The organism is Pseudomonas agarici, from assembly GCF_900109755.1.
In the GTDB taxonomy this organism is placed as follows: domain Bacteria; phylum Pseudomonadota; class Gammaproteobacteria; order Pseudomonadales; family Pseudomonadaceae; genus Aquipseudomonas; species Aquipseudomonas agarici.
The window spans coordinates 127,673-140,914 of record NZ_FOAR01000005.1 but is presented as its reverse complement, the minus strand read 5'-3'; the positions used below and the strand labels follow the sequence as shown (position 1 = coordinate 140,914).

9 protein-coding genes and 1 pseudogene are annotated in these 13,242 nt (G+C 56.2%); 7 read left to right on the top strand and 3 right to left on the bottom strand.

Annotated elements, in window-relative coordinates; all coding sequences use genetic code 11:
* Position 1: 1 nt before the first annotated feature.
* Positions 2 to 2,359 (top strand): YadA family autotransporter adhesin, encoded by a 2,358-nt coding sequence (locus tag BMX68_RS06755; RefSeq protein WP_017133831.1) that lies wholly within the window; start codon positions 2 to 4, stop codon positions 2,357 to 2,359.
* Between the two features lie 101 nt (positions 2,360 to 2,460).
* Positions 2,461 to 3,309 (top strand): hypothetical protein, encoded by an 849-nt coding sequence (locus BMX68_RS06750; RefSeq protein WP_017133830.1) that lies wholly within the window; start codon positions 2,461 to 2,463, stop codon positions 3,307 to 3,309.
* A gap of 1,484 nt (positions 3,310 to 4,793) precedes the next feature.
* On the opposite strand, the gene wrbA is transcribed toward BMX68_RS06750, so the two are convergent.
* Together wrbA and BMX68_RS06740 are read right to left on the bottom strand one after the other, a co-directional pair.
* Positions 4,794 to 5,396 (bottom strand): NAD(P)H:quinone oxidoreductase, encoded by a 603-nt coding sequence (gene wrbA, locus BMX68_RS06745; RefSeq protein ID WP_026013388.1) that lies wholly within the window; start codon positions 5,394 to 5,396, stop codon positions 4,794 to 4,796.
* A 297-nt stretch (positions 5,397 to 5,693) separates the two neighbouring features.
* Positions 5,694 to 6,608, bottom strand: coding sequence for a LysR family transcriptional regulator (locus BMX68_RS06740; RefSeq protein ID WP_017133826.1), 915 nt, complete (start codon positions 6,606 to 6,608; stop codon positions 5,694 to 5,696).
* Positions 6,609 to 6,836: 228 nt separating this feature from the next.
* Here BMX68_RS06740 and BMX68_RS06735 point away from each other — a divergent pair, with 228 nt between their 5' ends.
* The 4 genes and pseudogenes from BMX68_RS06735 to BMX68_RS06720 all read left to right on the top strand — a co-directional run bounded on the left by BMX68_RS06735 (position 6,837) and on the right by BMX68_RS06720 (position 9,180).
* Entirely contained in the window at positions 6,837 to 7,670 is an 834-nt protein-coding gene (locus BMX68_RS06735; RefSeq protein ID WP_017133825.1) for a DODA-type extradiol aromatic ring-opening family dioxygenase, read from the top strand.
* Position 7,671: 1 nt separating this feature from the next.
* A pseudogene (locus BMX68_RS06730) lies at positions 7,672 to 8,338 on the top strand (alpha/beta hydrolase).
* Between the two features lie 18 nt (positions 8,339 to 8,356).
* Positions 8,357 to 8,761, top strand: a complete 405-nt coding sequence (locus BMX68_RS06725; protein WP_017133824.1) for a DoxX family protein — start codon at positions 8,357 to 8,359, stop codon at positions 8,759 to 8,761.
* A gap of 227 nt (positions 8,762 to 8,988) precedes the next feature.
* Positions 8,989 to 9,180 carry a ribbon-helix-helix protein gene (locus tag BMX68_RS06720; protein WP_017133823.1) on the top strand — a complete coding sequence of 64 codons (192 nt, stop codon included), beginning with the start codon at positions 8,989 to 8,991 and terminating at the stop codon, positions 9,178 to 9,180.
* Positions 9,181 to 9,292: 112 nt separating this feature from the next.
* Here the strand turns inward: BMX68_RS06720 and BMX68_RS06715 are convergent, their stop codons facing one another.
* Positions 9,293 to 10,954 (bottom strand): SulP family inorganic anion transporter, encoded by a 1,662-nt coding sequence (locus tag BMX68_RS06715; RefSeq protein WP_017133822.1) that lies wholly within the window; start codon positions 10,952 to 10,954, stop codon positions 9,293 to 9,295.
* Between the two features lie 263 nt (positions 10,955 to 11,217).
* Between BMX68_RS06715 and BMX68_RS06710 the strand changes: the two genes are divergently transcribed.
* Positions 11,218 to 13,209 carry a peptidase U32 family protein gene (locus tag BMX68_RS06710; protein ID WP_017133821.1) on the top strand — a complete coding sequence of 664 codons (1,992 nt, stop codon included), beginning with the start codon at positions 11,218 to 11,220 and terminating at the stop codon, positions 13,207 to 13,209.
* Positions 13,210 to 13,242 lie beyond the last annotated feature (33 nt).

Genomic DNA, 13,242 nt, shown 5'->3' with positions numbered 1-13,242 from the left:
TGTGGCAGGCGGCGTTCTGAGTGTTGGCAGCTCGGGCAACGAACGACAGATCAGCAACGTCGCGGCTGGCCAAGTCACAGGTACCAGCACCGATGCGGTCAATGGCAGCCAGTTGTTTGCCACCAACATCGCGGTAGAGGCTGTCGGCACCACGCTCAACAACATCGTCAACAACGGCGCGGGTATTAAGTATTTTCACGCCAATTCGAGCCTGGCAGACAGCGCCGCCAGCGGCCTTGACAGCGTCGCGGTAGGTCCGCAATCGTTAGCGGGCGGCGCCCAATCCCTGGCGGCTGGAGCTGGTGCGGCAGCAACAACCGATGGCAGCGTGGCACTGGGTAACCGGAGCAGCGTGCAAGTGGTGGGCGGTGTGGCACTGGGCCAAGATTCGGTGTCGGATCGGGCCATCGCCCCTGGCACTGGCCAGATTCCGGTGGGTAACGGCATCATTCGCTATGACACCTCCGACGCAACGCTTTTGGGTGCCGTGTCCGTCGGTAAAAGCGGTGAATACCGGCAAATCACCAACGTAGCAGACGCAACGGACGCTCATGATGCCGTGACCTTGCGCCAACTGAGCGGTGCTATTGGGTCCCTTAGTGCTACGGGTACCCGGTACTTTCACACCAACTCAGCCAATCCGCAAGATTCGCTGGCAGTAGGCCAGGAAGCTATAGCCGTAGGACCGGCGACTGTGGTCAATGGCGACAACGGCATTGGTATCGGCAACCAGGCCACCGTCGCTCAAGCCGCCCCTGGCGGCATTGCCATCGGTCGAAACACGCAGGTGCAGTTGGCCTCCGGCATCGCCATTGGTTCCGAAGCCCAGGCTCAGGGTGAACAGTCCCTGGCCCTCGGCGCGGGGGCGATGGCCAGCCACGCCATGAGCATTGCGCTGGGTTCCAGCTCGATCACCACCGTAGGCGCCCAGGACGCCTACGCCGCCTATGGCCTCACGGCTCCACAGACCTCGGTCGGAGAACTGGGGGTCGGTACCGCCCTCGGCAATCGCAAAGTTACCGGCGTAGCAGCGGGCTCTGCCGCCAACGATGCGGTCAACGTCGCGCAATTGACGGAAGTCGGTGACCAGGTGGCACAGAACACCACCAACATCACCAACCTTGGCGGACGCGTCACCACCATTGAAGGCAACATCAATAACATCACCAATGGCGGCGGCGTGAAATACTTCCACGCCAACTCCACCCAGGCCGATTCGGTGGCCAGCGGTGCCGATTCGATAGCCATTGGGCCTAATGCCCAATCATCAGGCGCCTCTTCGGTGGCCTCAGGCAACGCTTCCGTAGCTTCGGGTACAGGTTCAGTGGCGATGGGTAGCGGCGCCATTGCCAGCGCGGATGGTAGCGTGGCACTTGGCCAGAATGCCAGCGACAACGGACGCGGTGCACAGGCGCCCTATACCGGTAAATACTCTAATGCCAGCAACAACAACGTTGTGGGTACTGTTTCGGTGGGCAATGCCGCCACTGGTGAAACCCGCACGATCAGTAACGTCGCCGATGGTCAGGAGCCCACCGATGCAGTCAACGTGAGGCAACTCGATGGGGCAGTGGCGCAGTCCAAGCAGTACACGGATGACTCACTGCGCAATGTGAACAACTCCATCAGCAACATCGGCAGTGCCATCACCAATGTGGACAACAGGGTCACCCAGGTAGAGGACAATATATCCAAGGTCCAGAACGGTACCGATGGCATGTTCCAAGTGAACAATACCTCCGCTGCCGCCAAGCCGTCCGCAACCGGCGTCAATGCGGTAGCGGGCGGTGCCGGCTCGGTGGCATCCGGCAACAACAGCGCGGCAGTGGGCACCAATGCCAAGGCAACCGGTGAAAACTCGGTTGCCTTGGGTAACGGCGCTACTGCCAGTGGGAAAAACAGTACTGCGCTGGGAGCCAACTCGGTGGCCGATCGTGACAACAGTGTCTCAGTAGGCGCTACTGGTAATGAGCGGCAGATCACCAACGTGGCGGCTGCAACCCAAGGGACCGATGCGGTGAACTTAGACCAGCTCAACAAGAGCGTGTCCAACATCACCAACAACACCAATGCTTATACCGACCAGCGTTACTTCGAGCTCAAGCGCGATCTGAAAAAACAAGACGACATCTTGAGTGCGGGTATTGCCGGTGCGATGGCCATGGCGAGCTTGCCCCAGCCTTACTCGCCCGGTGCCAGCATGACATCAATCGCTGGGGCCAGCTATCGCGGGCAATCGGCGCTGTCGTTTGGCGTTTCGAGAATCTCCGACAATGGCCGTTGGGTCTCCAAACTGCAGGCCACGACCAACACGCGGAGGGATGCAGGGGTTGGTATCGGCGTGGGCTACCAGTGGTAGGTAGCCGGAGCGTTCGCATCATTGCAAACATTGTTTAAAGCTGACGGCCAGGCTGCCCCGTGCCAGCCTGGTTTTATACGTTCCCACACGAGACCCGTGTCATGTCATTACTGAAGATGCCCGGCTGGGTTTTGCCGCTGATCTTTCTGGTTGGTTGCGATGATTCGTCCCTCCATCGGGCTGAAAAAACCGCCTCACACAATGTGGCGTTGCCAGCACTGCCTATCATTCAGGGCGCAGTAATGGCCCTGGTACCGACCGTCGCAGGCCAGCGCAATGACCTGGTGATGCGCCAAGTCTGTGCACTGGCCCGTGGAGAAAGCTCGCAGGAACAGGTTAACCAGACACTGCATCAACAAGGTATCGAGCTCAACAACATCCCAGCACAAGGCCACCCGCTTTCATTGCTGGTGAATCCGGACCTACCTTCGAGAATGACCGCTTGTGCCGCCTATATAGCCACATCAGCCATGACCTTGCCGAAAACCAGCGAATTCATGGTCGAAGCGAAACCCGAAGCTGCCGGGATTACCAAACCCAAAACACTGGTTGTTGACCCAAAGAAACTCAATCTTTTTCTCAGTGTACAACTTGCTGTCGCCAGAGCTGACACAGACCTATTCGCACTCATTGCCAGTGAGCTGGAAAAGACTCCGGGACTTACACTTGATCAATACAACCTGCACGTAAAGAAACTATTTACTGCAATCGCCCCGGATTACTTGAGGCGCGTTAAGGAACTCTACGGCAGCGGTCAGGGTATCGAATTTATTTTGCTTGAATACTCCGATAGCAACTTCAAGTTCCGCAGTAACAACGGCTATCTTTTTGAGTATGGGTACGACGGGCTAAACCTGAGCTTCAATCGTACCTCTTGGTATGGGGGAGGTAAGCTGTTGGGCAAGACGTATTTTCTGGATGCCGCTTATTTTGAAACTGGCTTAATGTAATGAGTTGAGGTGGCGCTTGCGGCACGTCAGCACGAGGACGTGGCTACTCCTATTGATACACTGATAGGAGTAAGGGGAGGAGGGGGTGTTGGCAGAAAGTTTCCTCCAGTTGCACATCATTGGATACTAACATGGCTCGATTCGCCGTAGTTTTGGCTCAACACGTTGTCGATTTAGCAGCTAAATTTCAGATCAGTCTCCGGCGCCCAATCGAATTTCGCCGTAAAAATCCGAATATCTAATTTTAGCTCAACTAAATGACTATTTAGTTGAATTGCACTCAGACCAAGAACGTTACACCTCCAAAACGAATGTACTACGAGAAAACAGTAGTCAAACAGTCCGCTAATGAAAAGCAGCCGTGAATAATCGGAACGGGTGAAGTCGGCAATCCCCAATTGCGTTATTGCCAGCTCGGGATACGCTGCGACGCCTTTGAAACGGGCGTTCGCTAATCTAGTCGACATTTCCAAACACGTTTAGACCGCTTAAATAGTTGTATGTTTTCACAATGGCAAAACCGTACTTCATCGTGTTTATCACATACATGTTGGCCCGCATTTCGAGCGTACAGCATGAGCTCCAGGCATTCTGTTTACTGTGTCAAGAATGCACCGAAAACCGCTTGAAGTGCTTCCCGGCGACTTCCCGATCCAGGAATGCTCAAGCCGTCAGATGAAGCCGCGCCGCTAGCCGGAAAAGGCGCCTACATTTGCCACCTGACTCATACTTAAATGGTGTTTCAGAACAATGCTTGGTGCATGGCTCGCGAGGAGCGTAATTATCGACGGCGTCACCAGGCATTGGCCAATACCGGTATGGCTGTCCTTGAAATCCGCGCACTGACACCATGCCGAAAGCCTCAGATTTCACACAGCGTCATGATTGCTGACATTCTTGGAAGCGTTGTTAATGCAGACCGATCAGGTGCGACGGATGCGGCAAGATCGGCGCTAGACCTTTGAGAAGTCAAACGACTACTGGGCAGGCGATCTGCAACCACTCCGGCAACGAAGGACACCAGGCTCGATTCACCACGCTGACGTTTTAAGGATTTCCGATCCGGTACGAAAGCTGATGCGCATATTTAAATAATACTTTCTGGACGATGCAGTGAGCGGATGTCACTAAGGGGCTGATTTTTCGGCCGTTTCATATTTAGCTATTTATTCGCATATTTAAAAAGTCTCGACAGTTAGGGCTGCCCTCAGATCCGTGCATTTAAGTACGCATAATGTATATTATGTTAAATTAAGTGCTACGAGGGTAACTGCCTGCTGCTCACTTTCAGGGAGCTCGTCCAATCACTCCGACAGAAAGCATTCCTGTGGGAGTGTCGCCCTTGCCTGCTTGAATGGGTCGAATTAGCGGGATTAACGAGTGCAACGACTAACCCGCTACCCAATAAAGGCGGTAGCGTTAGTGTGCAGCCAGAAGTTCGAAGGCGTCACCTTAATCGAACACGATCCGATGCCGCCTCGGAATTACGCGTTTGCCAGTTTGGCAGCGAATTTGGCAACGTACTCGCCCTGGTGACGAGCAATGTCCAGTTCACGAGCATCCGGTTGACGCGAGCCGTCACCACCAGCGATGGTCGAAGCACCATATGGGGTGCCGCCGCCAACCTGTGAAATATCGAACAATGCAGGTGTGCTGTAGCCCAGAGGAACGATGATCATGCCGTGGTGAGCCAAGGTGGTCCAAGTCGAGGCGATGGTCATTTCTTCGCCGCCACCGGTACCGGTCGAGGTGAACACACTGGCAACCTTGCCAACCAATGCGCCTTTTGCCCACAGTCCGCCGGTCTGATCCAGGAAGTTGCGCATCTGGCCCGACATATTTCCGAAGCGTGTTGGGGTACCGAAGATAATTGCATCGTAGTTACCCAGCTCGTCCGGGCTGGCAATTGCTGCCTGCTGGTCGGCTTTGCCGTGGGCAGCTTTGAATGCTTCGGCATCCATGGTTTCCGGTACACGCTTGACGGTGACCTCTACACCCGGCACCTTGCGGGCTCCCTCGGCGACCTGATGAGCCATGGTCTCAATATGACCGTACATGGAATGATAAAGTACCAATAACTTTGCCATCTTTACTTCCTCTTTGTGTGGAGTTTGATTGTCACTGCCAACAACCTTGGCTAGTAAATCGCTGAGCCAACCCATGCTGGAACCTCTGTCGTTAAACGAAATTTGTTACCTGGTGTCGACGCAGATGCAGGAGCAACGTAGCTCGATCATGTCGGTTCTCCAGGTTGCCCAGAAGCCTTTAGCTATCATCCTTTCAAAAAAACAAAACTAAAAGCGTAAATTTTGCTGTAGATCAATCAGTTTTTTTGATAATTCGGTGACTCGTCAGCCATTCGTGTGTGCGGACGCTCTGGCGCTCTACGATGGTGAAGCAGCGTTTTCCCAGGGCGGCGTGAAGAATCGCTCAGCGAGGAAATTAACCAGCGCCCTCACCTTAGGCAGCAAGTGTTTGCGAGTGGGGTAGACGGCATAGATCCCAAGTTGCACGGATTGGTATTCGGGCAAAATTTCTACGAGATCCCCTTTACGTATGTCTTGCGCCACCATGAAGCTTGGCTGCAACGAAATGCCCTCGCCTGCCAGCGTGATGCTGCGACACGTATCGCCGTTGTTGCAGCGAACGATTGATCGGGTGCGCACGCTTTCACGCCCTCCTACCCCATCGAAGAACCATTCGTTGCCACTGGAAAAGTTCGTGTATGCGATCACGCCGTGTTCGGAAATATCTGCAATCGTTTTGATTGCAGGGTGCGTCGCCAAGTAGCTGGGGGCAGCGCATAGGCACATTCGTGTGCTGGCAAGCTGTCGCCCCACCAGCGAGGAATTTTCCAGTCGAGCGATTCGGATAGCCAGGTCGAATCCTTCTTCCACGAGATCAACGATACGATCATTCAGGCTGATGTCGAGTTCGACCTTGGGGTGAGCCTTCATGAAGTCGGCCCATAAAGAGGAGAGATGCAGCACGCCAAAGCTCTGCGGCGCATTGATTCTTAGCACACCGCTGGGCTCGGGGCTTGCTGAGGAAACCGCCTCCTCAGCGGCATCCATCATGACCAAGACTTCCTTGGCGCGCTGGAAAAACTGCCGCCCCTCCTCTGTCATGGATAAACGCCGCGTTGTGCGGTGAAGCAGCCGTGCCCCAAGGCGCTCCTCCAGGCCGCTCACATACCGAGAAATGGCGGCCTTGGACATCCCAAGCGGCTCTGCGGCACCAATGAAGCTGCCCTTCTCGACAACAGTGCAGAAAACTTGCATCTCCAAAGCTCTGTCCAAACTGTCTCTCCTGGTGGAACAATTCATCCCATTTGAGCTTATTTATCCCACCTGATCAACCTATCAAAATGAACCTATTGAAGCGCCAAGCAACCTAAGCGATTGAGCTGGTTATGATATCGGTGGCCTGATTAACAGCCGTTATCTTGAGCCTGAATATCTCAGTGCGGATCCTGCCCCCCCTGCTCCCGCTTGGCTGAGCAAGTCACTCATTTTGGAGATCATTCCATGAGCACACTCTACCCGCCGCTGTTTGTGTCTCACGGTGCTCCGATGTTCGCAATCGAGCCTGGTCTCGCCGGTAAGCGGCTGACCGAACTCAGCCGCGAACTGCCGAAGCCCGACGCCATCGTGGTTCTGTCTCCACACTGGATGACGCGTGATGAAGTCAGCGTGACCGCAAGCACCGCCCCGAAAACCATCCATGACTTTGGAGGGTTTCCCGACGCATTGTACGAGTTGCAATACCCTGCGCCCGGTGCCCCAGAGCTGGCTGAGCACATTGTCAACTTGCTGCAGGGAGCCGGCTGGAAGTCCCAGCTCGATCCTGTCAGAGGGCTGGATCATGGCGCCTGGGTGCCGCTTCTGTACCTGGCTCCCAACGCAGACATTCCGGTAGTTCAAGTGTCAATGCCTGCAACCTTGGACACCCGGAATGCTTGGAAACTCGGTCAAGCCCTAAAGCCCTTGCGAGAGATGAATGTGTTCATCGTGGCTTCAGGCAGCCTCACTCACAACCTCTATGAGTTTCGCGGCAATTCCACGCATGGAGCTGACTATGTGAAGCGTTTCGCCGATTGGACTGCGCGAGCCCTGAAGAGCGGCAACACCGACCAGTTGTTGGACTACCGGCAGTACGCCCCCTCCGCCGAGCGGGCGCACCCGACGGACGAGCACTTCTTGCCGTTATTCATTGCTCTAGGGGCAGCAGGCGAACAGTACGATACCCAGGTACTCGAAGGGGGCATTACCTATGGGGTGCTGTCGATGGACAGCTACCTTTTTACCTCGCCTGGAAAAAACGTTTTGGAGCCCGCTCCAATGATCACAGGTAATGAATAGCATGGTGAATCAGTACCTCTTTTCCGATCCGGAGCGCGAGCCTGAATCGGGCATTATCTTCAGGAAGGCACGCTCTAGCTCTACCCCTAAGGCGCGGCTGTTGTTGCTCCATGGGGTTGGATCGAACGAGGCTAATCTGGCACCACTGGCTGCTGCGCTGCCGGACGATCTGGAGGTGTTACTCCTTCGCGGACCTCTGCAGCTCGGCCCACAGGGCTTTGCCTGGTATCTTCACCAACGATGGCCCTTCGTTCAATCAGGAACAGGCTGAGGCGAGCCGCCAGTTGTTGGCGCGCTTTATCAAGGGACAACCCCAGCTGCCTACGGTCATCGCCGGTTTCAGCCAAGGTGCAATCATGAGTTCGAGCCTGGGCTTGACAGAGCCTGAGCTAGTGAAAGGCTTTGCGTTGCTCAGTGGCCGGATGTTGAGGGAAATCGGCCCTCTCATCGCGGAGCCGGAAAAACTTAAAGCTGTATCGGCATTCATCGCGCATGGTCATTCCGATACGGTGCTACCGGTTTCCTGGGCCAATGAAGCAGATGCTTGGCTTGAGCGCATAGGTGTTGCCCATCAGACGCACTACTACGCTATGGGACACGAGATCATTGCCGAGGAGTTGGCTGATTTCTCGGCGTGGCTAACAAAAACCCTTTCTTTGTCCAACTGAATATCAGGAGTCTCCATCATGATCGATTCTCGCACTGCTCCATATGCAGCGCTCGTAATGCGCTTGGCCTTGGGCATCATGTTCCTTGCCCACGGCCTGACCAAGGTATTTGTTTTCACGCCTGCCGGCACTGCGGGGTTCTTCGAGTCCATAGGCTTTCCGGGCTTCCTCGCCTACCCGGTCATGGCATTCGAAGTCATCGGTGGTCTGCTGCTCGTTCTGGGGGTGTACTCCCGCTGGATTGCCGCTGTGGCCGTGGTCCAACTGTTCGTCGCATCCACCGTTCACTTCGGCAATGGCTGGAGCTTCACCAATGCCAACGGCGGTTGGGAATATCCCATCTACCTGTGTGTCAGTGCGTTGGTTGTCGCATTGCTGGGTGATGGCCCGTTCGCCTTGAAGTCCTCTACCCGCAGGGCGTGACCGGCAGCGGCGGGCGTCTCAAACAGGCCCTCGTCGCTCCTTTTAAAATCACTACTTGCCTGTCTTTTCGCCCGGTGGAACATTGACGTCCTCTCTTGGCCGGGCCTTTTAAATCCTCTTCCGTCGCCGGACGTTCGGTTACCGCCAGGCCCACAGGCCGCAACTGTGACAGCACCGGACAAGACCATTTTGATTAACATCTAGCGACTCGAGCGATTGAATACTCCATGGAAAGCAAGACTGCGCGCCTCACTGTGCTCATTGATCCCGTCAAGAAACAGACTTTCGGGAAACTCTGTGCCGCACAAGATCTGACGCCTTCACAGGTGGTTCGCCAATTGATTCGTGACTATGTGGCTAGCCACGGCGCCAGCTATTCGACCAAGAGCAAGCATGCTGTCAGCACCAAGCGCCCCTAGTGGTCCGTATCGCGAGTGCTGACGCCACCAGCCTCTGACCCGCGTTGCTGTGCCTCGTCATAGCTCTTTGAGCACGGCTTTGTGACAGCCGAACTTGAGCCAGTCCGCTTACCTATAGGGATGGCTCTCCCTCTACCAGGCCGACAGCGTTGGCCAGTGCGGTGTTGAAGTCGGCGTGGTAGTGCTCCGGGCCGATTTCACCCAATACACCTACCCTATCGAGCTTGTTGAGCACCTTCGTATTCGCCTCGCAGAGTTTCACCACGATATGTCGCTTGTGTAGCTGTTGAATGACCTCCTCCAGCGCCTGCAAGCCAGTGATGTCCATAAACGGCACACGTCCGAGACGGATAATCAGCAGGCGTGGGTCGGTATGGGTTTGGGCCAAGACACGCTCGAAGGTCTCAGCCGCGGCAAAGAACAATGGTCCTTCAATCGTATAAATCAATATTCCGGGCGGCAAATGAGCCTGGCCATTGGCCCTCAGTTGTTCCTCAAGGTCCTGCTCGACCACCTGTTGCACTTCCACGGATGAAGCCATACGCCGCATAAAGTGCAGCATCGCCAGAATGACGCCGATATTCACGGCGATCACCAAGTCACTGAACACGGTGAGGCTGAAAGTGATGAGCAGGATGGACACATCGGCGCGTGGGGCTCGCTGGACCATGCGCTTGAAGTGCTTGAGCTCGCTCATGTTGTAAGCGACCACGAAAAGTATGGCGGCCAGTGCACACAATGGGATGTTTGAGGCTAGAGGCGCCAGAAACAGAATAATTAATACCAAGGTGATCGCATGCGTAATGCCGGCCAGGGGGCTCGTGCCGCCGTTACGGATATTGGTTGCGGTGCGGGCAATGGCTCCGGTTGCCGCGAAGCCGCCAAACAACGGGGTGACCAGGTTAGCCACTCCCTGACCGATCAACTCCTGATTGGAATCATGCCGGGTGCCCGCCATGCCATCAGCCACCATCGCCGACAATAGCGATTCGATTGCTCCAAGCATCGCGATAGTGAACGCCGGACCCATCAAATCGATAATACGAGACAGGGTAATTTCAGGCAGGCTCAACGCGGGAAGACCTTGAGGGATGCCACCAAATGCACTACCAATTGTGGCGACGCCCTCAAAGCCAAAGAATGACTGTATGGCTGTGGCGACCGTCATGGCGATTAGCGGGCCCGGTATCCGTTTGAGTCCGGGAATCCTGGGCGCGCTGATGATCAGGAAAAGACTAAGCACAGCCAGCACAGTGGTGGCTAAATGAAGACTTGGCAGCGCCTGTAGCAGATGCCAAAGCCTTTCATGGAAATGCTCTCCACTGATTTTTGGTAAACCGAAAAAGTCTTTCCATTGTCCGACCCAGATAATCACACCGATGCCTGCGGTGAATCCGACAATCACCGGGTCGGGGATAAACTTGATAATGGCGCCGAGCCGGCTCATCCCCAGCAATAACAAGATGATTCCCGCCATCAGCGTGGCGAGTTGCAAACCGTCAACACCATGTTTAGCAGTGACTCCAGCCAGGATCACGATAAATGCACCTGTCGGCCCGGCAATCTGCAGGCGACTTCCGCCAAAGAGCGAAACCAGCAGTCCGCCGATGATCGCGGTGTAGAGGCCTTGCTCAGGCTTGACACCGGACGCGATGGCAAAAGCCATTGCCAGGGGGAGTGCCACGACCCCGACGATCACGCCAGACACGATATTGCGAAGCCAGTGTTCCCGCTTCAACAACCCCGCCTTCCATGCTTCACCTATCGCAATCATGTCTAGTGGGTCCGTGTGCTGGTTTTGTTAATCTATGCACATAGTATTAACATGAACTGATAATTGAAATGCCTCGCGCGACTGGAGGTGTTCATAGCAAACTCGGGATGATCGGTGAACTCGCGAACGCAATGTGGTGCCCCCTCACGACCGTCGAAGTCACCGGCATCCGGCGGCGTGTCCGCCATCACCAAGCAACGGATGCCGACCAGGCGTTTCGCCGCTACACTGCACGCCTTGACCGTGAAGCCTGATTAAAAAACATGTCCCTACCCAAGCATCACCTGGAATTGCTCAGCCCGGCCCGCGATGTTGCCATTGCCCGCGAGGCCATCCTGCATGGCGCCGATGCGGTATATATCGGTGGCCCGAGCTTCGGCGCCCGCCATAATGCCTGCAATGAAGTGAGCGATATCGCTCAGTTGGTGGAGTTCGCCCGGCGTTATCACGCACGGGTATTCACCACTATCAACACCATCCTGCACGACAACGAGCTGGAGCCGGCCCGCAAGCTGATCCATCAGCTTCACGATGCCGGCGTCGATGCGCTGATCGTCCAGGACCTGGGGGTGATGGAGCTGGATATTCCGCCGATCGAGCTGCATGCCAGTACCCAGACCGATATCCGCACCCTGGCTCGGGCCAAGTTCCTTGACCAGGCCGGTTTTTCCCAACTGGTATTGGCCCGCGAGCTGAACCTGCAGGAAATTCGCGCGATTGCCAGCGAGACCGACGCGGCCATTGAGTTCTTCATTCATGGCGCGTTGTGCGTGGCGTTTTCCGGCCAGTGCAATATCTCTCATGCGCAGAACGGTCGCAGCGCCAACCGTGGCGACTGCTCCCAGGCCTGTCGCCTGCCCTATACCCTGAAAGACGACCAGGGGCGCGTGGTGGCCTTTGAAAAACACCTGCTGTCGATGAAGGACAACAACCAGAGCGCCAACCTGCGCGCCCTGGTCGATGCCGGCGTGCGCTCATTCAAGATCGAGGGGCGCTACAAGGATATGGGTTATGTGAAGAACATCACCGCCTACTACCGCCAACGCCTCGATGAGATCCTCGAAGACCGCTCGGACCTGGCCCGCGCTTCCAGCGGGCGTACCGCGCACTTCTTCCTGCCGGATCCGGAAAAGACTTTTCATCGCGGCAGCACCGACTACTTCGTCAGCGACCGTAAGATCGATATCGGCGCCTTCGATACGCCGACCTTTACCGGCCTGCCGGTCGGCGTGGTGGAGAAAGCCGGCAAGCGCGACTTGCAGGTGGTGACCTTCGACCCGCTGTCTAACGGCGACGGTCTCAACGTGCTGATCAAGCGCGAAGTCGTGGGTTTTCGCGCCAACATCGCCGAACTCAGGTGCGAATTCGAGGAAGACGGCGAGAAACGCTATCGCTACCGCGTCGAGCCCAATGAAATGCCGGAGGGCCTGCATCGCCTGCGGCCGAACCACCCGTTGAGCCGTAACCTCGACCACAACTGGCAGCAGGCTTTGCTCAAGACTTCCGCCGAACGCCGGGTCGGTGTTGCCTGGGTTGCCCGTTTGCGCGAGGAACGTCTGGAACTGACAGCCATCAGCGAGGAAGGTATCAGCGCCAGCGTTGCCCTTAACGGCCCGTTCGGTGTCGCCAACAAACCGGAGCAGGCTCTGGAACAGCTGCGCGATCTGCTCGGCCAACTGGGCACTACCCAATACCACGCCAGCGCCGTGGAACTGGATGCGCCGCAGGCGTTCTTCATCCCTAATTCGCAGCTCAAGACCTTGCGCCGCGAAGTGATCGAAGCGCTGACCAGCGCCCGTATCGCCGCTCACCCACGTGGTGGGCGCAAGGCCGAGACCAACCCGCCACCGGTGTACCCGGAGTCGCACCTGTCATTCCTGGCCAACGTCTATAACCAGAAGGCTCGCGACTTTTATCACCGTCACGGGGTCAAGCTGATCGATGCGGCCTTCGAAGCCCATGAGGAAACCGGCGAAGTGCCAGTGATGATCACCAAGCACTGCCTGCGTTTCTCCTTCAACTTGTGTCCCAAGCAGGCCAAGGGTGTCACCGGTGTGCGCACCAAGGTGGCACCGATGCAGTTGATCCACGGCGACGAAGTGCTGACGCTGAAGTTCGACTGCAAGCCTTGCGAAATGCACGTGATCGGTAAGATCAAGGGTCATATCCTCGACCTGCCGCAGCCAGGCAGCGCGGTGGTCGGTCATATCAGTCCGGCCGATTTGCTCAAGACCATCGCTCGCGCACCGCACTGAGGGTCATCCTGTTCAGGAGCAGGCATGTTTTCA